Origin of the sequence: Castellaniella denitrificans, assembly GCF_042653765.1 — a bacterium.
In the GTDB taxonomy this organism is placed as follows: Bacteria; Pseudomonadota; Gammaproteobacteria; order Burkholderiales; family Burkholderiaceae_B; genus Castellaniella; species Castellaniella denitrificans.
In genome coordinates, this window is sequence record NZ_JBHSEZ010000028.1 from 114,592 (window position 1) to 137,288 (window position 22,697).

At 70.1% G+C, this 22,697-nt stretch carries 19 protein-coding genes; 8 read left to right on the forward strand and 11 right to left on the reverse strand.

Annotated elements, in window-relative coordinates:
* Positions 1–20 precede the first annotated feature (20 nt).
* On the reverse strand, positions 21–1,241 hold the full coding sequence (locus ACFO27_RS12645; RefSeq protein ID WP_376817646.1) for an MFS transporter: 1,221 nt from the start codon (positions 1,239–1,241) through the stop codon (positions 21–23).
* Positions 1,242–1,339: 98 nt separating this feature from the next.
* A complete protein-coding gene (locus tag ACFO27_RS12650; protein WP_376817647.1) occupies positions 1,340–2,155 on the reverse strand; it encodes an SDR family NAD(P)-dependent oxidoreductase in 816 nt (271 codons plus the stop codon).
* 140 nt (positions 2,156–2,295) lie between these two features.
* Between ACFO27_RS12650 and ACFO27_RS12655 the strand changes: the two genes are divergently transcribed.
* The 5 genes from ACFO27_RS12655 to ACFO27_RS12675 all read left to right on the forward strand — a co-directional run bounded on the left by ACFO27_RS12655 (position 2,296) and on the right by ACFO27_RS12675 (position 6,567).
* Positions 2,296–3,294 carry a LysR substrate-binding domain-containing protein gene (locus ACFO27_RS12655; RefSeq protein WP_376817648.1) on the forward strand — a complete coding sequence of 333 codons (999 nt, stop codon included), beginning with the start codon at positions 2,296–2,298 and terminating at the stop codon, positions 3,292–3,294.
* Between the two features lie 43 nt (positions 3,295–3,337).
* Positions 3,338–4,237, forward strand: coding sequence for a carbohydrate kinase family protein (locus tag ACFO27_RS12660; protein WP_376817649.1), 900 nt, complete (start codon positions 3,338–3,340; stop codon positions 4,235–4,237).
* 126 nt (positions 4,238–4,363) lie between these two features.
* Complete coding sequence (locus ACFO27_RS12665) at positions 4,364–5,302, forward strand: sulfurtransferase (protein WP_376817650.1); 939 nt, start codon at positions 4,364–4,366, stop codon at positions 5,300–5,302.
* A gap of 8 nt (positions 5,303–5,310) precedes the next feature.
* Positions 5,311–6,390, forward strand: coding sequence for a YeeE/YedE thiosulfate transporter family protein (locus ACFO27_RS12670; RefSeq protein ID WP_376817651.1), 1,080 nt, complete (start codon positions 5,311–5,313; stop codon positions 6,388–6,390).
* A 12-nt stretch (positions 6,391–6,402) separates the two neighbouring features.
* Entirely contained in the window at positions 6,403–6,567 is a 165-nt protein-coding gene (locus ACFO27_RS12675) for a hypothetical protein (protein WP_323023724.1), read from the forward strand.
* A 52-nt stretch (positions 6,568–6,619) separates the two neighbouring features.
* Here ACFO27_RS12675 and ACFO27_RS12680 read toward each other — a convergent pair whose 3' ends face one another.
* The 6 genes from ACFO27_RS12680 to ACFO27_RS12705 all read right to left on the reverse strand — a co-directional run bounded on the left by ACFO27_RS12680 (position 6,620) and on the right by ACFO27_RS12705 (position 15,384).
* Positions 6,620–7,771, reverse strand: a complete 1,152-nt coding sequence (locus ACFO27_RS12680; protein WP_376817652.1) for an NAD(P)/FAD-dependent oxidoreductase — start codon at positions 7,769–7,771, stop codon at positions 6,620–6,622.
* A gap of 53 nt (positions 7,772–7,824) precedes the next feature.
* Positions 7,825–9,099 carry an NAD(P)/FAD-dependent oxidoreductase gene (locus ACFO27_RS12685; protein ID WP_376817653.1) on the reverse strand — a complete coding sequence of 425 codons (1,275 nt, stop codon included), beginning with the start codon at positions 9,097–9,099 and terminating at the stop codon, positions 7,825–7,827.
* 27 nt (positions 9,100–9,126) lie between these two features.
* Complete coding sequence (locus ACFO27_RS12690; protein ID WP_376817654.1) at positions 9,127–10,590, reverse strand: TolC family protein; 1,464 nt, start codon at positions 10,588–10,590, stop codon at positions 9,127–9,129.
* A 248-nt stretch (positions 10,591–10,838) separates the two neighbouring features.
* On the reverse strand, positions 10,839–11,048 hold the full coding sequence (locus tag ACFO27_RS12695; protein WP_323023720.1) for a YgaP family membrane protein: 210 nt from the start codon (positions 11,046–11,048) through the stop codon (positions 10,839–10,841).
* Positions 11,045–14,314 carry an efflux RND transporter permease subunit gene (locus ACFO27_RS12700; RefSeq protein WP_376817655.1) on the reverse strand — a complete coding sequence of 1,090 codons (3,270 nt, stop codon included), beginning with the start codon at positions 14,312–14,314 and terminating at the stop codon, positions 11,045–11,047. Before ACFO27_RS12700 ends, ACFO27_RS12695 begins: the two co-directional genes overlap by 4 nt.
* Positions 14,311–15,384, reverse strand: coding sequence for an efflux RND transporter periplasmic adaptor subunit (locus ACFO27_RS12705; RefSeq protein WP_376817656.1), 1,074 nt, complete (start codon positions 15,382–15,384; stop codon positions 14,311–14,313). Before ACFO27_RS12705 ends, ACFO27_RS12700 begins: the two co-directional genes overlap by 4 nt.
* Before the next feature lie 146 nt (positions 15,385–15,530).
* On the opposite strand from ACFO27_RS12705, the gene ACFO27_RS12710 reads away from it, so the two are divergent.
* Positions 15,531–15,917, forward strand: a complete 387-nt coding sequence (locus ACFO27_RS12710) for an ArsR/SmtB family transcription factor (RefSeq protein WP_323023717.1) — start codon at positions 15,531–15,533, stop codon at positions 15,915–15,917.
* Positions 15,914–16,111 (forward strand): YgaP family membrane protein, encoded by a 198-nt coding sequence (locus tag ACFO27_RS12715; RefSeq protein WP_376817657.1) that lies wholly within the window; start codon positions 15,914–15,916, stop codon positions 16,109–16,111. The genes ACFO27_RS12710 and ACFO27_RS12715 overlap by 4 nt, the downstream gene beginning before the upstream one ends.
* Before the next feature lie 62 nt (positions 16,112–16,173).
* Here ACFO27_RS12715 and nhaA read toward each other — a convergent pair whose 3' ends face one another.
* Positions 16,174–17,520 carry a Na+/H+ antiporter NhaA gene (gene nhaA, locus ACFO27_RS12720; protein ID WP_376817658.1) on the reverse strand — a complete coding sequence of 449 codons (1,347 nt, stop codon included), beginning with the start codon at positions 17,518–17,520 and terminating at the stop codon, positions 16,174–16,176.
* 111 nt (positions 17,521–17,631) lie between these two features.
* Positions 17,632–18,228 (reverse strand): recombinase family protein, encoded by a 597-nt coding sequence (locus ACFO27_RS12725; RefSeq protein WP_376817659.1) that lies wholly within the window; start codon positions 18,226–18,228, stop codon positions 17,632–17,634.
* A 476-nt stretch (positions 18,229–18,704) separates the two neighbouring features.
* On the opposite strand from ACFO27_RS12725, the gene ACFO27_RS12730 reads away from it, so the two are divergent.
* Positions 18,705–19,697: a hypothetical protein gene (locus ACFO27_RS12730; protein WP_376817660.1), complete on the forward strand. Its 993-nt coding sequence runs from the start codon at positions 18,705–18,707 to the stop codon at positions 19,695–19,697.
* 61 nt (positions 19,698–19,758) lie between these two features.
* Here ACFO27_RS12730 and ACFO27_RS12735 read toward each other — a convergent pair whose 3' ends face one another.
* Positions 19,759–22,599 (reverse strand): valine--tRNA ligase, encoded by a 2,841-nt coding sequence (locus ACFO27_RS12735; RefSeq protein ID WP_376817661.1) that lies wholly within the window; start codon positions 22,597–22,599, stop codon positions 19,759–19,761.
* Positions 22,600–22,697: the final 98 nt, after the last annotated feature.

Consider the following 22,697-nt stretch of genomic DNA (forward strand, 5'->3'; position numbering starts at 1 on the left):
GGGGCTGAAGACGCCGGGGCTCAGGACTCCTGGGCCCGGGACGCGGCCGCGCCCGTCCGGTCGCGCCGCCGGTCGATTCGGACCGACAGCCCCAGGACCGCCAGGCCGGCCAGCGCCAGACCGGTGCCGACCCAGCCGGGCGAGGTCCAGCCGTAGCCGCGCGCGATGGCCAGGCCGCCCAGCAGGGGTCCCAGGGCGTTGGCGAAGTTGAAGGCGGAATGGTTCAGCGCGGCGGCCAGGCCCTGCGCGTGCCGGGCCACGTCCATCAGCCGGGTCTGCAGGATCGTGCCCAGCGCGCCGCCGAAGCCGATGAAGAACACATTGGCCGACAGCGCCCAGACGTTGCCGGCCGCCAGAGGGAACAGCGCGGTCATGGCCGCGCTCCAGAGCAGCAGCCCCGCCGCCGTCGGCATCGGGGCGCGGTCGGCCAGCCAGGGCACCAGGATGTTGCCCACGGTCAGGCCGACGCCGAAGACCGCCAGCACCAGGGGAACGACGGAAGGGGACACGCCGGTCACTTCCAGCAGCACGTCGGCCAGGTAGGTGTAGACGGCGAACAGGCCGCCGAAGCCGATGGCGCCGACCGCCAGGGTCAGCCAGACCTGCAGGTGGCGCAGGGCGCCCAGTTCGCGCCAGGGGCTGGCGCCCGGCTCGGGCGGGCTGTAGGGCGCCAGCCAGGCGACCAGTCCCATGGTCAGCAGGCCGGACAGGCTCACCAGCCCGAAGCCCCAGCGCCAGTCCAGCGCGTGCCCCAGCCAGTTGGCGAAGGGCACGCCGAGGATGGTGGCTACCGTCAGTCCCAGGAACATCCGGCCCACCGCCTGGTTGCGCCGGGAATGCGGCACCAGCGACACGGCCATCAGCGCGCCGATGCCGAAATAGGCGCCGTGGGGCAGGCCGCTCAGGAAGCGCAGCGCCAGCAGCCATTCGTAGCTGGGGGCGAAGGCGCACAGGCCGTTGAACAGGGCGAACAGGCCCATCAGCCACACCAGCAGGGTGCGCCGCGCCATGCGCGCGGCCAGCACGGTCAGCAGCGGGGCGCCCACCACCACGCCCAGGGCGTAGGCGCTGATGACGCGGCCCGCCGTGGGCGCGTCGATCCCCAGGTCCCGCGCGAAGTAGGGCAGCAGGCTCATGGTGGCGAATTCCGTGGTGCCGATGGCGAACGCGCCGATCGCCAGGGCGAAGAGCACCGCGCCGGCGGACGTCCGTCGGGCGCCGGGAGAGGATGATTGAGGCATGAAGGGTTTGGCGGCAGGAAAAACCCGCTATTGTACTCAGGGAAAACCCTGATCGTGGCGAGTTCCGATCCGCCGCCGCCCGGGTCGCACGGGGCGGATCAGAGGAGCATGCCGCCCGACGCCTCGACCCGCTGGCCGTTGATCCAGGCGCTGCCGGGCGCCAGCAGCGCCGCGACGGCGCCGCCGATGTCGTCCGCCTCGCCGACGCGGCCCAGGGCCGTACTGCCGGCGATGGCGGCGTGGACCTGCGGGTCGTCGCGCACTACGCCGCCGCCGAAATCGGTGGCGATGGCGCCCGGTGCCAGGACATTGACGCGGATGCCGCGCGGCCCCAGTTCCTTGGCGAGATAGCGCGTCAGCACCTCGATGCCGCCCTTCATCATGGCGTAGGCCGCCTTGCCGGGGAACGAGAACCGGGTCAGGCCGCTGGAGACGTTGAGGATGCGGGCGCCGTCCGCTAGCAGCGGAACCAGCGCCTGGGTCAGGAAGAACACGCCCTTCAGGTGCACGTTCATCATCCGGTCGAATTGCGCCTCGGTGGTCTCCAGGAAGGCGGCGTCCATGCCGGTGCCGGCATTGTTCACCAGCGCGTCCAGGCGGTCGCGGCCGAAGGTGTCGCGCAGCCGCGCCGGCAGCGAGGCGGCCAGGGCGGGAAAGTCCGCCGTCCGGGTGGTGTCGAGCGGCAGGGCGAGCGCCGCGCGGCCCAGCGCCCGGATTTCCGCGACGGCCTCCCGGGCCAGGTCCTCGCGGGACTGGTAGGTCAGGATGATGTCCCATCCCGCCCGCGCCAGGTGCAGGGCGGAAGCGCGCCCCAGGCCCCGGCTGCCGCCGGTGATGAAGGCGACGGGATGCGCCGCGGGCGCGGCGGCGGTGGATGTGGTGGACGTGGTGGCGTGGGTGGCGGGCGTGGTCATGGCGGATCTCCGGCAAAGGGTGGCGGGACGGTCCGGGCGGGGGTTCCCGGCGCCGCTTGCGCGGCCGCCGGCTTGCGGTCCGGATGAGCGCACTATATTGTTTGATCCGGCCTGGATAAATACCGATGGTTCAACATCACATGTCGAAAATTTCGATCAATCGGAATCCGCTGGGCATCGCGGCCGGCGCGCGCCCCGGTGTTCAACGGGATCCGGGCGGCCGCCCGGACGCGGCGGTCCCCGCGCCCGCCTACGCGCCTTCGGCCGAGGACCTGCGGATCTTCATCCGGGTCGCCGCGCTGGGCAGCTTCACCCAGGCGGCCGAACAGCTCCGGCTGCCGCGCGCGACGGTGTCCACGGCCGTCCTGCGCCTGGAGAAGCGCCTGGGCGCGCGCCTGCTCCAGCGGACCACGCGGCGAGTCGGGCTGACCGGGGACGGGCAGGCCTTCCTGGACCGGTGCGCGCACGTGCTGGACGACCTGGAGGATCTCGGCGGCTTCTTCCGGCGCCTCGACGGGCCGCTGGACGGCTGCCTGAGGGTCGGCATGCCCCTGGGCATGTCGGCGGGCCCGCTGATGGCCCGGCTGCCCGGCTTCCTGGCGCGCCATCCCGCCTTGCGGGTGGATGTCTCCAGCTCGGACCGGCGTTCCGACATGATCGGCGAAGGGCTCGATTGCGTCGTCCGGATCGGCGCGGTGGTCGACGAGTCGCTCGCCTGCCGTCCCCTGGGCATGCTGCCCCTGGGCAATTTCGCCAGCCTGGACTACCTGCGCGCGCATGGCCGGCCCGGCGGCCCCGAGGATCTGGCGCGCCATTGGCTGGTGGACTATCGCCCCAATCCCTCGGACGGGCCGGCGGCGTTCGAATACCTGGACGCCGCCGGCCGTGTCGTCCGGATGCCGATGCGGTCCCGGGTCACCGTGGACAACAGCGCGGCCTACGAGACCGCCTGCCGGGCGGGCCTCGGGCTGATCCAGGCGCCGCTCTCCGGCGCCGCGCGCGCTCCGGACCTGGTCGGCGTCCTGCCGGATTGTCCGCCGCCCCCGATGCCGGTTAATCTCTTGTTTCCCCATCGCCGCCATCTGCCCCGGCGCGTGCGCGTCTTCGCGGATTGGGTGGCCGGCGTCCTGAATCCCTAGGCGGCGGGCGTGGGGCTTCTTTCATTTCCAGGCGGACGGATCCATGCAATTCACCACCATCGGCGCGGCCGTCGTCGACATCGTCGTATCCCGCGTCCGGCCCATGCTCGCCGCCAAGCAGGACGTGGAGCACATCGGCCTGTACGCGGGCGGCGGGGCGGTGAACGCCGCGCTGAACGTGGCCGCGCGCGGCGCCCACGTCACCGTCCACGCCTGCGTGGGCAGCGACCTGGAAGGCGACCTGCTGCGGGACATCCTCCGGCGCCACGGCATCCTGGCCGCCATCCCCGATCACGCGCTGCCCACGGGCAAGGCCGTGGTGATGGTGGACGAGACCGGCGCGGCGCGCGCCTATGCGCAGCGCGGCGCCAGCGCCTGGGTCGGGGAACAGGGCTTTCCCGGCCTGGAGACGGCGGACGTCGTCTACGTGACGGGCCTGTCCCTGGAATCCCAGGCCTGGCTGGAACATTCCCTGGCGCGCATGGCCGCGTCGCGCCATCGGCTGGTGGTGACGCCCGGCGCGCGGCAACTGGCCGATCCCCAGGCCCTGCTCGGCCTGTGGGAACGGGCCGACCTGCTGTGCGTCAATGCGCGCGAAGCCGCCCGGCTGTGCGGGGACGCGGCCCTGGACACCGACGCTCCCTCGCCGGACACGGCCCGCGACCTGGCGCGCCGGCTGGTGCGCCGGCCCGGCCAGTCCATCCTGGTGACGCTGGGGCAGGGCGGCGCCCTGTTCCATGACGGCGAACAGGGCCATTTCCATCCCGCGCGGACTGTCGTCCCGGTGTCCACCATCGGCGCGGGCGACGCCTTCGCCTCCGCCTTCGTCCATGCCTGGGCCGGCGGCGCCGCGCCGATGGACGCGCTCGCCGCCGCCGCCGACAGCGCCGCCCGGGTGATCCAGGTGATCCCGGCCAACCTGGCCGGCCTCCTGCGGGCCTGAGGCACGGAGCGGTGCGGGCGGGCGGCCGGATCGTTCATATAACTTCAGATTTTAAAGGTATCGCTTGCCGTGCGATCGAATCTGGGAGAATGAACGGTCGCTTCCCTGTTTCCCAAAGGCATCGCCATGAAATCCCTGTCCGCCCGCCTGGGCGCGCTCTTCCTCGCTTTCGGGGCCTCCTCGGCCGCCTGGGCGGCTCAGCCGCTGCTGACGCCGTCCGAACTGGACGCCGCCCGGCGGCAGCCGTCGGTGCGGGTCATCGACATCCGTCCGCCCGACGCCTACGCCGCCGGCCACATTCCCGGCGCGGTGTCGGCGCCTTACGCCCAGTGGCGCGGGCCGGCGAACAATCCCGGCCAGCTGCCGCCGCTGGACAGGCTGACGCAGCTGGTGCGCGGCCTGGGCGTCGACCGGGACACGCATGCGGTGGTGGTTTCGTCGGGGGCCGACGGCACCGACTTCGGCGCCTCGGCGCGGGTGTACTGGACCCTGAAATACCTGGGCCTGAAGGAACTGTCCGTCCTGAACGGCGGGTTGAAGGCCTGGGCCGACGCCGGCCTGCCGCAGGACCAGGCGGCGCCGTCGGTCGCCGCCACGGCCTTCGAGCCGAAGCTGGACGAATCCATCATCGCCACCACCGAGCAGGTGGCCGCCCAGGTCGGCAATTCGCAGGTCCGGCTGGTGGACGCCCGGCCGCTGGACTTCTACCTGGGCAAGGTCAAGGCGCCGACGGCGCAGGTGCCCGGCACGATCCAGGGCGCGGTCAACGTGGAGAACGGCCGCTGGTTCAAGCCCGGCACCTCGATCTTCGTCTCGGCCGACGAGGCCCGCAAGATTGCCGCCGAACTCCTGCCCGACCCGAAGTCGGAAACGATCTCGTTCTGCAACACAGGCCATTGGGCGGCGACCGACTGGTTCGCGCTGTCCGAGATCGTCGGCCAGAAGAACGTGCGGCTGTATCCCGAGTCCATGGCCGAATGGTCGCAGGACCCGAACCGGCCGATGGAGCACGTCCCCGGCCGCGGCAGCCAGATCCTGGACAAGCTGAAGGGCGTCTTCGGCTGAGCTGACGCATGAAACGGCTTCCCCTCGCGATCCTCATCGCCGCCTTCTGCGTCTTCCTCGCCTGGTCGGTGGCCTTGCGCCAGGCGCTGCTGTTCCTGGTCGGCATCGGCCTGGGGGCGGTGCTGGCGGGCGCGCGCTTCGGCTTCACCACCGGCTGGCGGCGGCTCATCGAGCAGCGCGACCCCTCCGGCGTGCTGGCGCAACTGGTGCTGCTGGCGGTCGCGGCGGCGGTATCCATGCCCCTGCTGGCGGCCTATCCCACCGACCTGGGCGCCGCGCTCGGGCCGCCCAGCGTCAGCCTGCTCGTCGGCGCCTTCGTGTTCGGCGCCTGCATGCAGGTGGCCGACGGCTGCGGCTCGGGCACCCTGTACAAGGCCGGCCTGGGCATTCCCCTGAACATGGCGATCCTGCCGCTGTTCGCCATCGGCAGTTTCCTGGGCTCGGCCACGCTGGACCGCTGGCTGGCCCTGGGGGCCTTGCCGCCCTACGGCCTGGTGGCGCATTTCGGCGCGCCCGCCGCACTGCTGCTGACGCTGGCGGGCCTGGCCCTGGTCGGTGTCGGCGTGGTGCGCTGGACCGGGCGCGCGGCGCCGCTGTGGAACCGCAAGCTGCTGTGGGGCGCCGTGCTGCTGGCGGTCCTGGCGGCGCTGAATCTGGTGATCGCCGGCCAGCCCTGGGGTATCGTTTACGGCTTCGGCCTGTGGGCGGCCAAGATCGCCGCGGCCGCGCACCTGTTCGATCCCTCGGCCAACGCCTTCTGGAGCGAACCGGTCAACGCCGCGACGCTGGCGCAGTCGGTCTTCCTGGACGTGACCTCGATCACCAACATCGGCATCCTGGCGGGCGCCCTGTGGATCGCGGCGGGCAAGCCGGCCTCCGCCGCCAAGCCCATGAACGGGACGCAGTGGGCCGTGGGCCTGGCCGCGGGCCTGCTGCTGGGCTACAGCTCGCGGCTGGCCTTCGGCTGCAACATCGGCGCCATGGTCAGCGGGATCTCCACCGGCAGCCTGCACGGCTGGATCTGGGTGCCCATGGCCTTCCTGGGATCCCTGATCGGCGTGCGCGTGCGCCGCCGCTACGCTTTCTGAAGGAGCCGCCGCATGAATTTCCGATTCCTGGCCGCCGCCTTCTGGATCGTGCTCGTGGGCTTCTTCGCCTGGGACTGGGTGCACAGCGCGCCGGTCAACGTGCGCGCCGAACCGCCGCTGATCGCGGCGGGCTCGGGCGTCGCACCCAGCGGCGGGCATTGCGCCTCGACGTTCTGAGTCCCGGCCGGCCTTTCCCGGATCGCGGGGGCGGCCGCGGCGCGTCCCGGGCCTACCGGGGGGCGCCCTGGCGCAGGCTGTCCAGGTAGCGGGCCTCGAACCGTTTCTTGGCCCAATGGAGCAGGCGCGAGCTGGGCAGCATCCATGACCGGCGCGCGCCGCGGTAGACCAGCGTGCCCGTGTCCAGCGCGTCGATCACGCACAGGAGTTCCGGGCGCGGTCGTGCGCGCGGCGCGGCGCCCGACAGTTCGGCCAGCAGATTCCGCGCGGCCGCCGCGGCCTGCAATTCCGCCATGTGGGCCTGCTTGGGCAGCCAGTCGGGGCCCGGATAGCTGCCGGCGTCCCCGGCCACGTAGACGCGCCGTGTTTCCTGGACGCGGCAGTGGGCGTCGGCCTGGAAGAATCCGCCCGGCGACAGGGGCAGGCCGCTGGCCTCGGCCCAGTCCGGACCGGTCATGCCGGGCATGAACAGGATCATGTCGGCGGGGATCGGGCCGCCCGCCGTGGCCACGCCCTCGCGGGAGAAGGCCTGGGGCGGATGACCCAGGGCGAGGCGGACGCCGCGCGCCCGCATCCCGGCGAGCAGGGCCGTGACGGCCCGTTCGCCCAGCCGCTGGCCCGGCCGTTCGCTGGCGTGGAAGAAGGTCAGTTCGAACCGTTCCCGGCATCCCCGCCGCCGCAGCCAGGTGTCGATCCCGAACAGCAGTTCGAACAAGGGACCGCCGCGCATGGCCGCCGGTTCCTGGGGATTGGCGCCGAAGCCGAAAGCCAGGCGGCCCCGGTCCATGGCCACCAGCCGCTCACGGATCGCCAGGACCGCCTCGGTGCCCGCGCATGGAATGTGGGCGTGCTCGATGCCCGGCAGCTTGCGGATGAAACGTCCGCCCGTGGCGATGATCAGGCCGTCGTTGGGGATCTCGCCCTGGTCGGTCAGTACGCGGCGTCCGCCGTCGGTCAGGCCCGTGGCGCGGGCCGCCAGGAATTCCACCCGGTGCCGGCGCAGGAAGCCTTCCAGGGGAATGCGCAGCGCGTCCGCGTCGCGCAGGCCCGTGGGAATCCAGATCAGGCTGGGCTGGTAGACGAATTTCGCCGCCGGGGCCGCCAGCGTGAGCCGGGCGCCCGGCGCCCGCCGGCGGATTTCGCGGATGGCTTTCAGGGCGGCGAATCCCGCGCCCAGGATGACGATATGGGCATCAGCCGGCATGACCGGGCCTCTCGGGCGATGGCGAGGACGGGGCCGGGCCCCGCCGCCGGCCGCTATTTTTCCAGGCGGATAACGCCGAGCGCCTTGAGCACGTATTTTTCATAGATCGGTTCCGAGGTTCCCTGTCGCATTTTGCGCATGAAGTATTTTTCGAAGGCCACCTTGGCCAGGTGCACCCATTTCCCTTTCTTGAACCAGTTGACGTTGCGAGGGGGGATTTGCGGCAGGGCCACGAAGGCGGCGCCGGTATCGCCCATGTCCGCCAGGCAGATGGCGTTCCAGGTGCCCCGGGCCGTCGCCGGCGCACCCGCCAGATCCGCCGCGATGTTGTGGGCGATGGCGCTGACCATGGTTTCGATCATGTAGCCGGTCTTGGGCGCTCCGGTGGGAACGGGCGTGGCTTCCACCGGCGGAATCGCCACGCAGACGCCGGCGGAAAAGATGTTGCGGTATTGCCTGCTGCGTTGGTGTTCGTCGACCAGGACGAAGCCGCGCGGGTTGCACAGACCGGGCACCGCGGCCACGGCGTCCACGCCCTTGAAGGCCGGCAGCATCATGGCCATCCTGAACGGCAGTTCGTGTTCCTTGCGGGGTTCGCCCTGGTCGTCGATCTCCGTGACGAACATCCTGCCGGCTTCCACCCGGGTCGTCCTCGCGTTGACGATCCATTGGATGTCCAGGTTGCGGAAATCGCTCTCGATCATGCCCTTGCTGTCGCCCACGCCGCCCAGGCCCATGTGGCCGACGTAGGGTTCGCTGGTCACGAAGGTCATGGGCACCTTGTTGCGTAGCTTGCGCCGGCGCAGATCGGCCGCGACGATGAAGGCGAATTCGTAGGCGGGGCCGAAGCAGCTCGCGCCCGGCATGGCGCCGATGACGATGGGCCCGGGGGCCTTCAGGAATTCCTGGTATTGCGTCCACCACTTTTCGGCATGGTCCACCGTGCAGATGGAATGCGTATGGCCGTCGATGGGACCGGCGCCGGGCACTTCGTCGAAGGCCAGCTTCGGACCCGTGGCGATGACCAGGTAGTCGTATCCGAGCGCCGTGCCGCTTTCGAGCGTCAGCGTATTGTTGTCCGCGTCGATGCCCGCCACCCGTTCCGCGATGAAGTCGATGCCCTTTTTCCGCAGGAGCGGCGCGATTTCCATCGTGACCGCCCCGCGGGTGCGCCAGCCCACGGCGACCCACGGATTCGATGGAACGAACTGGAAATGGTCCGTCGCATTGACGACCGTGACCTTGTGCCCGGAGCCGAGCAGGTCCCGGATCTCGTAGGCGGCCGGCATGCCGCCGATGCCGGCTCCCATGATGACGATGTGTGCCATGGTGTTGTCTCCTCGTGTCGTGCTTTTTTATCTATTGGCCGTTTCAGGGCAGTGCGCGCCGCGCAGGACGCAGTTGGCCTCGGCCAGTTCATGCTGACCCAGGCCTCCGGCCAGCGCCCGCAGCTCCAGCCGGTCGATGACGAGATCCGCCAGGGCCTGATGGAGATCCAGTTCGGATTGGGCCAGGACCTGCTCGGCATCCAGCTGGTCCAGCAGGGTGCGGTCGCCCGCCTCGACGCCCAGCCGGGTCGCGTCGCGCCGCGCCTCGCTGGCCTGGCGCGCCTGGCGCAATGCGCGGATGCGGGCCGGCCCCGTATCCAGGCTCAGCCATGCGGCCTGGGTCCGCAGGTTCAGGCGCTGCTGCGTCGATGAAATCCGGAAGCGCGCGCCATCGCGTTCCGCCAGGGCCTCGCGGTACCGGGCGTCGCGCACGCCTCCCGTGTACAGGGGCACCCGCAATTCCAGGCCGACGGACCATTGCGTGGCCGAGTAGCCCGCGTCGCCGAATTGTCCGGCGCCGCTCAGGTGCGTGCGGCCCGCCGCGCCGACCAGGCTCAGCGTGGGCTGGGCGACGGCGCGCAGGCCCTCGGCATGTTCGGTGGCCATGGCCGCCGTCTCCAGCGCCTGGCGCAGTTCGGGACTGGTCTTGCCGACCCGGTCCAGCCAGGCCGACAGCGGCTGGTCCGGCCGGGCCGTGAGCGCGGGAGCGTCTTCCCGAAGCGGCGCCAGTCCCTTCGCGGGCAGGCCCGAAGCCTGGGTGAAGGCGGACCGGGCGAGTTCCAGTTGCGTGGCGGCCAGGTCCGTCTGGGTGTCGATCTGGCCCAGCCTGGCTTCGGCTTCATGCGTGTCGAGGATGGAAGCGTCCCCGGCCCGATAACGTGCCCGGGCCTGTTCCAGCAGCTGCTCCACGGCGCGTTTCTGGGATTGCATGACGTCGAGCCGCCGCATGCCCGTCAGGACGTCGAAATAGCGCCGGACGATGCGCAGCGCGGCCTGCTGTTCGGCGATGGACCAGGCGGCCTCGGCCTGCATGGAGGCGTGGCGCAATTGCCGCGCCTGGGCATCGCGTCCCAGATCGATCAGGGGCTGGCGCAACTGGATGCCGTATTCCGACCGGGAACCGTTGCGGATCGACGTGTCGAAATCCGCCCCGTCCATGGCGCCGAGCCCGGCCGCCGAGAAGTGGGCCCCCCGGGTCTGGCTTTCCTGGGTCGCGCGCCCCACGGAAGCCTGGGCTTCCAGGGTGGGGCGCCAGAGGCCGTCCGCCTGGTCGGTGCGCGCCTGGCCCGCCAGCAGGCCCTGACGGGCCGCGGCGAGTTCCGGATCGTGCGCCTGCGCGGCCTGCCAGGCCTGGAGCAGGTCAGTCGCCTGGGCGCCAGGCGCGCAGGCGAGCGCCAGCGCGGCCGCCAGCGCGAGCGCGGCGGACCCCGGACGCCGCCGGCGCGGCGGCCTGTCGGCATGCGGCGCCATCCGGGCCTTGTTCACACTCACCAAGGGGATCGCGTTGAGCCTGAGTGCTGTCGAGCGCAAGGCGTCCACCGCAGCAAGACTCAATGTCTTGCGAGGATGGGCAACGCAGCGGGCGGCGGCGCTCAGGCCCAACCCTGCGGGAAGGCATGAAAAATCCGCCTGCCCTGCGTTGCCCGTCTTGCACGTATGGACATACGCGCTGCGCCAGGCGCCTTGTTCAGTCAAATTTTTCATGCCTTCGCGACCCCTTGGTGAGTGTGAACAAGGCCCTAGTCGCCCCGGCGCGCGCCCAGGCGATGCATGATGCGCTCCAGCAGGCACCATCGGGTCACGCCGCTCTGCAGGATGTTCAGGCCGACGAAGACCGTGAAGGCCAGCCACCACTGGCTCTGGAACCAGGGGCTGGCGGGGGCGCCCAGCAGCAGCGACAGCAGGATGAAGAAGCCCGCGAACACGCGGACGAGTTGCCAGGATGTCATGAGGGGTCTCCTTGGGGAACGAGGGTGTGGGCGCGCTTGTGGAAGGCGCTGAAGAACAGGATCGGGATGATGATCAGCGTCAGCGCCGTGGAGATGGCGATGCCTGAAATCAGGGCGATCGCCAGGCCGCTGAAGATCGGGTCGTCCAGGATGAAGAAGGCCCCCAGCATCGCGGCCAGGCCGGTCAGCAGGATGGGCTGGGCGCGGGTGGCCGCGGATTCCACGACCGCCTGCGCGAAGCCGGACCCTTCGCGCAGGCGCATCAGGATGAAGTCCACCAGCAGGATGGAATTGCGCACGATGATGCCCGCCAGGGCGATCATGCCGATCATGCTGGTGGCGGTGAACTGCTTGCCCAGCAGGGCGTGGCCCGGCATCACGCCGATCAGCGTGAGGGGGATGGGCGCCATGATGATGAGCGGCATCAGGTAGGAGCCGAAGTGCGCGACCACGAGCAGGTAGATCAGCAGCAGGCCCACCGCGTAGGCCAGGCCCATGTCGCGGAAGGTCTCGTAGGTGATCTGCCATTCGCCATCCCATTTGATGGCGTAGCCGCCGTAGGCGTCCTCCGGCTGGCGGGTGAAGAATTCCGCCAGCGGCCGGCCGTCGGGCGTGTCCAGCCGCTTCAGGGCCGCGCGCGCCGCGAACATGCCGTACAGCGGGCTGTCGATCCGTCCGGCCATGTCCGCGGTCACGTACTGGACCGGCAGCAGATCCTTGTGGTGGATCGGCTGTTCCCGCGTGGTCCGGATTTCCCGGACCAGCTCTCCGATCGGCGTCATCGCGCCGTCCTCGGCTCGGACGGGCAGGCGCAGCAGCGCGCCGGGGTCCCCCTGGTATTCCGGCGGCAGGCCCAGCACGATGGCCGTGGGCCGGGAATGGCCGTCGCGCAGGACGCCCACGCGCAGGCCGCTCAATCCGGCCTTCAGCGTCTGGACGATGGCTTCCTGGGAAACGCCCGCCCGGGCCGCGCGTTCACGATCCACGGCCAGCACGATCCTGGGCGCCGTGGCCATGCGGCTGTCGTCGATGTCCACCATGCCTCCGGTCTGTTCGAAGACCTTGCGCACGGCGCCCGTGAGCGCATCCCGCCCGGCCGGGTCCGGGCCGTAGATTTCCGCCACGATGGGCGCCTGGACGGGGGGGCCTGGAGGGACTTCGACGACCTGGATGTCGGCGCCGAGGCGGGTGGCCGTTTCCTGCAGGATCGGCCGGATGCGCATGGCGATGTCGTGGCTTTGCGCGTCGCGCCGGGACTTGTCCACCAGGTTGACCTGGATGTCGCCGAGCGCCGGGTCGCGCCGCAGGTCGTACTGGCGGACCAGGCCGTTGAAATTGATGGGCGAGGCCGTGCCGGCGTAGGTCTGGATGTCGGTGACTTCGGGCTCGGCCAGGACCAGGTCCCCGAGTGCCTGCAGGACGGCGTGGGTTCGCTCCAGCGGGGTGCCGGCCGGCATCCTGACCATGACCTGGAATTCGGATTTGTTGTCGAACGGCAGCATCTTCAGTTCCACCCAGCCGAGGGCGGGCATCAGCATCGACCCCAGGACCAGCCCCAGGGTGGCCAGGCCCAGCCAGATGCGGTTGCGTCCGGCGTGGGGCGCGGTCAGGAAGGGTGCCATCAGGCGCTGGAAGAACCGCAGCGCGCGGCCGGGGCCCGCGGACGGATGAACCGGCGCCTGGGCGCCCGCGGGCCCGCCTTCGTGCCGCGCGCTGCGGTGTTCGCCCTTGGGATGGCCCGGTGTGCCCATGCGCATGGCCAGCCAGGGGGTCAGCGTCAGCGCGATGCCCAGGGAGATCAGCATGCCCATGCTGGCGTTGATCGGAATCGGGCTCATGTAGGGGCCCATCAGGCCCGTGACGAAAGCCATGGGCAGCAGCGCGGCGATGACGGTGAAGGTGGCCAGGATGGTCGGGCCACCGACTTCGTCCACGGCCATCGGGATGCGTTGCGCCGCGGGGCGTTCCGGATGCAGGCCGGCGTGCCGATGGATGTTCTCGACGACGACGATGGCGTCGTCCACCAGGATGCCGATGGAAAAGATCAATGCGAACAGCGAAACCCGGTTCAGGGTGAATCCCCAGGCCCAGGAAGCGAACAGGGTGGCGGCCAGGGTCAGGCCGACCGCCAGGCCGACGATGACGGCTTCGCGCCAGCCCAGGGCCAGCAGGACCAGCAGGACCACCGACAGGGTGGCGAAGATCAGCTTGTGGATCAGCGTGCCGGCCTTCGCGTCGGCGGTGGCCCCGTAATTGCGGGTCTCCGTGACCTGGACGTCGGGTGGAATGACGGCGTTGCGCAGTTCGTCCACCCGGCGCATCAGGGCGTTGGATACGTCGATGGCGTTCTCGCCGGGTTTCTTCGTGATGGCGAGCGTCACGGCGGTCTCGGCGTCCCCGCCGCGTCCGGCCGCGCGATAGCCGACGTAGTCGTCCGGGGGCGGCGGTCCTTCTTCGACGCGGGCGATTTCCCGCAGGCGCACGGGGTGTCCGTCGCGGCGGGCCACGATCAGTTCGGCGACGTCCTCGCCGGAGCGCAGGAACTGGCCCGCGTCCACCGCCAGGCTCCGGTCGGCGGCGATCCAGTCGCCGGCGTGGAGGCGGTGATTGGCGTCGTCCAGGATCCGGGCGACGTCCTGGGCCGTCACGCCCGCGGCCGCCATGCGTCCGGCATCCAGATCCACGCGGACCGTGTTGTCGGCGCCGCCGATCAGCCAGACGTCGCGCGTCCCGGGCACGCGTTTCAGTTCGGGCTCGATGCTGCGGGCGATCCATTCCAGGTCGCGCGGGGACTTGTCCGCGGCGTGCAGCGTCAGCGCGACGATGGGGACGTCGTCGACGCCGCGCGGCCGGACCACGGGCGGCGGGATGCCGAGCTCCGGCGGCAGCCATTCGGAGGATTGCGTCCGCAGCGTATCGTGCAGGCGCACCAGCGCCTCGGTACGCGGGATGCCGACCTTGAACTGGACGGTCAGCACGGCCTGCCCGGGCATGGACATGGAGGTGACGTGCTCGGTGCCTTCCATCCGGGCCAGGATGCGTTCCCCGGGCGTGGCGATGACGTGTTCGACGTCGTCGGCCGAGGCCCCCGGCCATGCCACCATGATCGTGGCCATGGTGACGTCGATCTGGGGTTCTTCCTCGCGGGGCGTGACCGCGAGCGCGAACAGCCCGGCCAGCAGCAGGGCCAGCGCGAGCAGGGGCGTCAGGCGGTTGTCCTGGAACAGGGCCGTGATGCGCCCGGCGATACCCGGCGCGGTTTTCATGGCGTGCGGCCTTCCAGGGACAGGCGGCCCGGCTCCGGCACGACGGCTTCGCCCGCGGCCAGTCCGGTCAGGATTTCGATCCGGTCGCCGTCCTGCGGCCCCGGGCGGACCTGGCGCAGGCGGGGCGTGCCGTTCGCGTCCAGCACATAGACGCCGCACAGATCGCCGCGGCGGACGATGGCGCCGGCCGGCACCCACAGGCGGGTGCGCGTGGTGCCGTCGAGGTCGATCCCGATGCGGATGGGGGTGCCGGGAGCGGGGCCGCGCATGCCGGGTGGCAAGGCCAGCCGGATGGTGCCGGTCAGGCTGGCGGCGTCCCGCGCGGGCAGGATCTGGACGGGCAGGGTCGCGGGCAGGTCGGGAAACCCGGGGGGCCATTCGATGCGTGCGCGGGGCGCCAGCTGGCCGATATGGCGCTGGGGAACGGCGGCCTGGATCCGCAGCGCGCCGGGGTCGAAGAGCGTGGCCAGCGGCTGGCCCGGCATGACCATGTCGCCCGGGTGGGCGTCCAGGCGGCCGATCAGGCCGTCGTGCGGCGCCCTGATCGTGAAATGGCCGTGATGCGCCTGCGCGGCCGCCGCCTGGGCGTGCCGGGCGGCGGCCTGGGCACGGGCCGTTTCCGCGCGGGCCCGGGCCTGCTGGTAGGCGGCCTGGCTGATATAGCGCTGCGCATATAGGGTTTCGCGACGCCGCAGTTCGGCCTGCGCCAGGGCCAGCTCCGCGTCCGCTTCGCGGATCAGGGCCTGTGCCGCCTGCTGCGCCTGCCCGGCTTCCTGGCTGTCCAGGCGCAGCAGCACCTGCCCGGCGCGGACGGCGTCGCCCGCCTGGATTTCCACAGCGGTGACCGTTCCGGCCACCTGGGCCGCCAGCGTGGCCTCGCGAATGGCCTGGACCGTGCCGTCGAGGCTCAGGCGGTCCGGGGCCGGCAGGGCGCTGACCTGGACGGCCTGCATGGGGGGGAGGGCCTGGGCGGCCAGCGCGGTTCCCGCGCAGAGCAGGCCGACGCCCGCCCGGAGGACGAGCCGGAAGAACATGAACCGGGCGGATGGGGGCGGATGGTTTGCGAACATGGCTTCCGCGTCTTCGGTGGATACGGGGTCGGATTCGATGCTATTATTTAACTAATCATGCAAATAGTCAATTAGATAAATTATTGATCTGGCGCCATCAGCGGGATACACTCATGGTTCATCTGTCATTCTGTGAGTTTTCTGGAATGGGACATCTGCCCCCCGAAGTGCTCGAGCCGGTTGCGGCCTATTTCCGGGCATTGTCCGAACCGACCCGGCTGCACATCCTGAGCCTGCTGCGCCAGGGCGAATACAACGTGGGCGAACTGGCGCAGCAATGCGACTACACCGCAGCGAACATCTCCCGCCATCTCTCCGTGCTGAAGAAGCACGGGCTGGTCGCGCGCGAGGCGCGCGGCAACAGCGTCTACTACCGGATCGCCGATCCCTCGGTCAATGCCCTGTGCGATCTCGTCTGCGGCAGCATCCTGCGGCAGATCGAGCAGTCCGCCGCGCAGCGGGCGGCCTTCGCCGCGCTGCGCGAGGACCTGCCCGACCCCCTCCCCGACTTTTCACGCAAGGAGTCCTCATGAAAGTCAATATCGGCACGATCGACCGCGTCCTGCGCCTGATCCTCGGCCTCGTTCTCATCGTGCTCGCCGCCAACGGCACCATCGGCTGGTGGGGCTGGCTGGGCCTGGTGGCGGTAGCCACGGCCCTGTTCCGCTTCTGCCCCCTGTACATGCTGCTGGGCGTCAACACCTGCCCGCTGAAATCGCGGAATTGATCGCCTGATTCCCCGGGCTGGCGGGCGTCTTCCTCGTCGAAGGGCGGGAGACGCCCGCCGGCTCAGGCGCGCCGCCGGATCAGCACGGCCCCCCAGGCCAGCCCCAGGACCGCGGCCGTCAACGAACCCAGCAGCACGCCCAGCTTCGCGGCGGCCAGCAGGCTTTCGTCGGCGAAGGCCAGCATGGCGATGAAGATCGACATCGTGAAGCCGATTCCCGCCAGAAGGCCGATCAGGCATACGCCGCCCCAGCTCACTCCGGGCGGCAGGCGGCACCAGCCCAGGCGGACCACCAGCCAGCTCGCGCCGATCACTCCGGCCGCCTTGCCGGCCACCAGCGCCATCGCCACGCCGGCCATCACCCATTGCGGGCCCGGCAGGGACAGATCCACGCCGTCGAGCGAGACCCCGGCGTTGGCCAGCGCGAACAGCGGCATGATCCCGAAGGCCACCCAGGGGTGCAGCGCCGCCTGCACCCGCACCACCGGCGGCCGCATTTCCCGCTGGGCCATGCGCAGCTGCCGGAGCGGCTTGGCCAACTGGTCGACGTCCAGGTCCTTCGTTCCGGTGTTCCGGCCGAGCAGGTCGCCGATCGCGTGCGACAGCGCATCCAGCGGCCGCTCGCCCATGGGGATCGAGCGGACCGGCGTCATCAGGCCCAGGACCACGCCGGCCAGGGTGGGGTGGGCACCGGTGATCAGCAGCCCGCTCCAGACGACCGCCCCCGGAACCAGATAGGCCAGGGCCGAGCCGGCGCCGATGCGCTGCAGGCCGACGACCATCAGGATGCCCAGGATCGCCACCAGGAAACCGCCGTACTGCAGTCCGCCGGAATAGAAGAAGGCGATGATCAGCACCGCGGCGATGTCGTCGATGATGGCCAGTGCCAGCAGGAACACGCGGACGTTGCCCGGGATCGAGCGGCCCAGCAGCGCCAGCACGCCGACGGCGAAGGCGATGTCGGTGGCGGTCGGGACCGCCCAGCCCTGGAGGCTGGCGGGATCGGTGTTGAGCGCGGCGTAGATGAGCGCCGGGGCGGCCACGCCCCCGAGGGCCGCGGCCAGGGGAAGGCCCGCCTGGCGCAGGCTGCTGAGCGCGCCTTCGTGGATCTCGCGCCGGATTTCCATGCCGACGACCAGGAAGAACACCGTCATCAGGGCGTCATTGATCCAGAAGTGCAGGGATTGCGAAAAGACGAGGTCGCCCAGTCCGATGGACAGCGGCGTGTGCCAGAGCGCGTGGTAGCTGGGGGCCAGCGGGGAATTGGCCCAGATCAGGGCGCCGGCGGCGGCCAGCAGGAGGATGGCGCCGCTGACGGCCTCGATGTGGAGAAAGCGTTCGAGCGTGGCGAAGGCGCGTTGGGCAAGCAGTTGCGCGCGCGGGATCTCGTGCGACGGGGTCCTGGACATGGTCGTGGGCTTCCTGCGCGGCGGCCCGACCTGCGCGTTGTCCTGTCCCGCCGCACGATGCGGCTAACACCCGAAAGCGGGCATTTTACATGATCCGGCGGATAAACCGCATCATCTTCCGTGTTGGGCGGTCGTCTCCAGCAGCCGTTTCAGGGTGCGGGGGCTGACCCCGTAGTGGGCCGCGACCTGCACGGGCGGATGGCCCGCCTCGATCATGGTCCGGGCTTCACGGCATTGCGGCGGACTCAGCGAGGGGGGCCGCCCCAGGCGGGTTCCCCGGGCCCGGGCGGCCGCCATGCCGGCGCGGGTGCGCTCGCCGATCAGCGCGCGCTCGAACTCGGCCAGGGCGGCCATCATATGGAACACCAGCTTGCCGCTGGGCGAGTCGATATCGATCTGCTCGCACAGGGAGCTGAAACGCACGCCGCGCCGGCCAAGCTGTTCGAGGAGGGAGATCAGTCCGCCGAGCGAGCGGCCCAGCCGGTCCAGCCGCCAGACGATCAGCTTGTCGCCCTGGCGCAGGGATTGCAGCAGGCGCCCCAGGCCCTCGCGCCGCATCGTGGCGCCGGAGACGCCGTGGTCCTCGTAGATCGTCCCGCAGCCGGCCTGGCGCAATGCCTGCAACTGGAGGCCCAGGTGCTGCTCGTCGGTCGAGACACGGGCATAGCCCACGAGCCTCCCTTCGGGGGCGGGTACGGAAGTTTTCATGCCGACGGCCTATCGCCTGGCGGGACTGGGCGTCCCGGCGTGACCGCGCGGGGACTTGATCAGGAGTTTCCTTGCCAGCCTTGCATCCACGGATAGGAAATTGAATGTTTCTAATTAAATTATTTAAATAATTGTTTATTTATATTTATAGCATTTGCCCGGGGAAAGGACAACGGATATTGGACGATGCGGTTTGACAATAAAGGTTCCATTGTGTCCGGATGGTTTCGGCCATATCCTGAATGAATATCCCATCATCATGAAAATAAACGAAAATCCGAATAACATATTGAGTTTCCAGGGGTTTTTATCGATTATCAGACACGCCCCGGAGCGTCAATATTCAGCTGGCTCGTCAATGTAATCTATTATTTCAGAGAATACAAAAAAGGAACCTTTTTGACGCTCGGGAAAAGGGTGTTCCAGCGCCTGGGCAGACCCGCCCCTCCGGCCCGAAGGATGCCGGCCCGAGGGTCGTGATCCGGGTCGTGCACCTGCTCGAGATCGCCGCCTTGCAGCGGGCGGGCGGCCATGCGGGCCTCCTGCGCCGGCTGGGCGAGCGTCTGGCCCACGGCGGCATGCCCGGCGAGGCGATGAGCCTGAATGGGCAATCGCTCGAACTCGATCTGGCGCGGGTCTGGCCCTTCGGCGCCTTCACCCCGAGACGGGTGGATCAATTCTGGCGCGGCCTGCGCGCCGATCTGGGCCGCGATCCCGTCGAATACGGCGCTTTGCGGTTCTATCCCGCGCTTCGCATGGACCTGTGGGGGCTGGGACCCGGGCTGGATATCCGGGACGAGGCGCTGCCGGCCGCGGACACGTATGCCGGACTGGCGCACCAGCGGCTGGGGGCCGACCTGCGGCTGGCCGCGCAGTGGCTGGACGACTTGCGCGGCGGGAATCTGGCGCTGGCCTTCCGGCCCGCGTGCCGCGTGGTGCCGGAGGGCGCCGGCTGCCCGGATGGGCAAGCGGCGGTGCGCCGCCGGGGATATTGCCTGAGCTATTTCCTGGCCTCGCCCCGGCGCCTGGCCGATCCGGATGCCCCAGCCGCCGAGGCCGCCCAGGCGCTGGAGCGGCTCGGCCTGGCCCGGCGCCTGGACTGGAGCATGCTCTGGACGCTGGTCAGCCTCCTGGAAACCGATCCGGTCCGCCGGGTGGGTTGCGGGATCTCGGCCGCGACCTTCCATCCCGACGCCTATTGGCGGGAACTGCTGAATTACCTGGACGCCCGCCCGTCGCTGGCGCCGCGCCTGGCCATCGAACTGCCCGCGTCCCGCGCGCCCCCGCATGCCGGACAGGCCGCCGCCCTGGCGCTCGCGCTCGAGGCCCGGGGCGCGCATGTCCTGGTGCGCGGGGCGCAGGGCGCCGGGGGGCTCGACCTGGGGCCGGCCGAACTGCGTCCGGCCTGGTACGGGCCGGCGGCGCCTTGCCTCATATCCGACCGGGCGTCCGAATACGGCGGCACCTGAGTCGCAGGCGGCCATGCCTGAATGACCGGCGGCCGTTTCCGACCCCGCCGGTCTGCCGCCCTCAGTCCCCCAGACGCGCCCGCTGCGCCCTGACCTTTTCCAGGGTTTCGCCGAACTGGGCCAGGCGGGCCTTTTCCTGCTCGACCACCGCCGCGGGCGCGCGCTCGACGAAGCCGGCGTTCGACAGCTTGCCGGAAGCCTTGGCGATTTCCTTTTCCAGGCGGTCGATTTCCTTGTCCAGACGGGCGCGCTCGGCGTCCGGGTCGATTTCCACGTGCAGCATCAGCTGCGTGGCGCCCACCACCTGCACGGGGGCGCCCACGTCCGGCAGGCGGTCCGTGGCCTGGACGCTTTCCAGGCGGGCCAGCGCCACCAGGTAGGGGGCCAGCTCGTCGAGCCCGGGCTCCGCGCCCTGGACCAGCAGCGGCACGCGCTGGCTCGGCGCCAGGCCCATTTCTCCGCGCAGGGCGCGGATCGCGTCGGTGAGCGATTTCAGCGTGGCCATGCGGCCGGCCGCGGCCGCGTCGCGCAGGTCGTCGCGGGCCGTCGGCCAGGGCTGGACGCTGATGCTGGCGGGCGTGTCGGCGGCGCGCACGCCGGCCGCCACCGAGACCTTCTGCCAGAGTTCCTCGGTGATGAAGGGCATGATCGGGTGGACCAGGCGCAGCAGGGTTTCCAGCACGTGGATCAGGGTGCGGCGCGCGGCGGCCTGCTGCGTGGCGTCGCCCGTCTGCAGGCGGACCTTGGCCAGCTCCACGTACCAGTCGCAGTATTCGTCCCAGATGAAGTGGTACAGGCGGTCGGCGACCTGGTCGAAGCGGTATTGCGCGAAGCCGGCGTCGACCTCGTCGATCAGCCGCTGCAGGCCGTCGATGATCCAGCGGTCGGCGAAGGACAGGTCGCCCGGGGCGGGCCGGCCCAGGTCGTGGCCTTCGACGTTCATCAGCACGAAGCGCGTGGCGTTCCAGAGCTTGTTGCAGAAATTGCGGTAGCCCTCGCAGCGCTTCAGGTCGAAGTTGATGTTGCGCCCCAGCGTGGCGTAGGCCGCCATGGTGAAGCGCAGCGCGTCGGCGCCGTAGGCCGGGATGCCGTCGGGGTAGTCCTTGCGGGTGCGCTTGCGGATCGCGTCGGCCTGCTTCGGGTTCATCAGGCCGGCGGTGCGCTTGGCGACCAGCGGATCCAGGGCGATGCCGTCGATCAGGTCCACCGGATCGATGGTGTTGCCCTTGGACTTGGACATCTTCTTGCCTTCCATGTCGCAGACCAGGCCATGGACGTAGACCGTGCGGAAGGGCACTTCGCCGGTGTGGTGCATGCTCATCATGATCATGCGCGCCACCCAGAAGAAGATGATGTCGAAGCCCGTGACCAGCACGCCGGACGGCAGGTAGCGTTTCAGGTCGGGAGTCTCGTCGGGCCAGCCCAGGTCGGTGAAGGGCACCAGGGCGGACGAGAACCAGGTGTCGAGCACGTCCGGGTCGCGCGTGAGCGGGCCTTGCACGCCCGCCGCGCGCGCCTGGCGTTCGGCGTCCTCGGCCGAGCGGGCGACGAAGATGCGGCCGTCGGGCGCGTGCCAGGCGGGGATCTGGTGGCCCCACCAGAGCTGGCGGGAAATGCACCAGTCCTGGATCTTCTCCAGCCACTGGTTGTAGGTGACGGTCCAGTTTTCCGGGACGAACTTCACGCGGCCGTCGGCCACCACGTCCAGGGCCACCTGGGTGATGCTCTTGCCGGGGTGCAGGCTGCCCTCGGGCGCCGGCTTGCTCATGGCCACGAACCACTGGTCGGTGAGCATCGGCTCGATCACGCTGTTGGTGCGGTCGCCGCGCGGCACCATGAGCTTGTGGGCGCGCACCTGCTGCAGCAGGCCCTGGGATTCCAGGTCGGCGACGACGCGCTTGCGCGCCTCGAAGCGGTCCAGGCCGCGATAGGCATCGGGGGCCGCGTCGCCGATCTTCGCGTCCAGGGTCAGCACGCTGATCATGTCCAGGCCGTGGCGCTGGCCGACGGCGTAGTCGTTGAAATCGTGCGCGGGGGTGACCTTGACCACGCCCGTGCCGAATTCGCGGTCGACGTAGTCGTCGGCGATCACGGGGATCTCGCGCCCGACCAGGGGCAGGACGACGCTGCGGCCGATCAGGTGGGCGTAGCGCTCGTCCTCGGGGTGCACCATCACGGCGACGTCGCCCAGCATGGTTTCCGGGCGGGTGGTGGCGACCACCAGGTGGGTCAGCCCGTCCACGGGCTCGGCCAGCGGATAGCGGATTTCCCACATGTGGCCGTCCTCTTCCGTGCTGACGACCTCCAGGTCGGACACCGCGGTGCCCAGCACCGGGTCCCAGTTCACCAGGCGCTTGCCGCGGTAGATCAGGCCCTGCTCGTACAGGCGCACGAAGACCTCCACCACGCCGCGCGACAGGCGCTCGTCCATGGTGAAGTATTCGCGCGACCAGTCGCAGGACGAGCCCAGGCGGCGGAACTGGCCGGTGATGGTGCTGCCGGATTGTTCCTTCCAGGCCCAGACGCGCTCCAGGAACTTGTCGCGGCCCAGGTCGTGGCGCGACACGCCCTCGGCGTCGAGCTGGCGTTCCACCACGATCTGGGTGGCGATCCCGGCGTGGTCCGTGCCGGGGATGAAGACCGTGTCGTCGCCGCGCATGCGGTGATGGCGGATCAGGCCATCCATGATGGTCTGGTTGAAGGCGTGCCCCATGTGCAGGGTGCCGGTGACGTTGGGCGGCGGGAACTGGATGGCGAAGGATTCCGGCGTCCGGCCCGCGGCGGGTTCGGCGTGCCGGCCTCCGGCGAACAGGCCGCGGCGATTCCACTCGTCATACCAGCGGGACTCGATGTCCTGGGGTTCGAAACTCTTGGGCAGGGAAGGGGAGGCGGAATCGCTCATGGGTTCTTCTAGGGGGCTGACGGCGAAAAAACGATCATTTTAGGCGCATGGGAAGAAAACCGCCCATGGTAAAATGCGCGGTTGACCATAAGCCCTGT

Bases quoted from the DNA above. Each gene is read 5' to 3' on its own strand.
- ACFO27_RS12700 (WP_376817655.1), bottom strand. From the start codon at position 14,314: ATGAAAACCGCGCCGGGTATCGCCGGGCGCATCACGGCCCTGTTCCAG.
- ACFO27_RS12715 (WP_376817657.1), top strand. From the start codon at position 15,914: ATGAAAGTCAATATCGGCACGATCGACCGCGTCCTGCGCCTGATCCTC.
- ACFO27_RS12685 (WP_376817653.1), bottom strand. From the start codon at position 9,099: ATGGCACACATCGTCATCATGGGAGCCGGCATCGGCGGCATGCCGGCC.
- nhaA (WP_376817658.1), bottom strand. From the start codon at position 17,520: ATGTCCAGGACCCCGTCGCACGAGATCCCGCGCGCGCAACTGCTTGCC.
- ACFO27_RS12650 (WP_376817647.1), bottom strand. From the start codon at position 2,155: ATGACCACGCCCGCCACCCACGCCACCACGTCCACCACATCCACCGCC.
- ACFO27_RS12645 (WP_376817646.1), bottom strand. From the start codon at position 1,241: ATGCCTCAATCATCCTCTCCCGGCGCCCGACGGACGTCCGCCGGCGCG.
- ACFO27_RS12675 (WP_323023724.1), top strand. From the start codon at position 6,403: ATGAATTTCCGATTCCTGGCCGCCGCCTTCTGGATCGTGCTCGTGGGC.
- ACFO27_RS12735 (WP_376817661.1), bottom strand. From the start codon at position 22,599: ATGAGCGATTCCGCCTCCCCTTCCCTGCCCAAGAGTTTCGAACCCCAG.
- ACFO27_RS12725 (WP_376817659.1), bottom strand. From the start codon at position 18,228: ATGAAAACTTCCGTACCCGCCCCCGAAGGGAGGCTCGTGGGCTATGCC.
- ACFO27_RS12660 (WP_376817649.1), top strand. From the start codon at position 3,338: ATGCAATTCACCACCATCGGCGCGGCCGTCGTCGACATCGTCGTATCC.
- ACFO27_RS12655 (WP_376817648.1), top strand. From the start codon at position 2,296: ATGTCGAAAATTTCGATCAATCGGAATCCGCTGGGCATCGCGGCCGGC.
- ACFO27_RS12695 (WP_323023720.1), bottom strand. From the start codon at position 11,048: ATGACATCCTGGCAACTCGTCCGCGTGTTCGCGGGCTTCTTCATCCTG.
- ACFO27_RS12680 (WP_376817652.1), bottom strand. From the start codon at position 7,771: ATGCCGGCTGATGCCCATATCGTCATCCTGGGCGCGGGATTCGCCGCC.
- ACFO27_RS12670 (WP_376817651.1), top strand. From the start codon at position 5,311: ATGAAACGGCTTCCCCTCGCGATCCTCATCGCCGCCTTCTGCGTCTTC.
- ACFO27_RS12705 (WP_376817656.1), bottom strand. From the start codon at position 15,384: ATGTTCGCAAACCATCCGCCCCCATCCGCCCGGTTCATGTTCTTCCGG.
- ACFO27_RS12665 (WP_376817650.1), top strand. From the start codon at position 4,364: ATGAAATCCCTGTCCGCCCGCCTGGGCGCGCTCTTCCTCGCTTTCGGG.
- ACFO27_RS12710 (WP_323023717.1), top strand. From the start codon at position 15,531: ATGGGACATCTGCCCCCCGAAGTGCTCGAGCCGGTTGCGGCCTATTTC.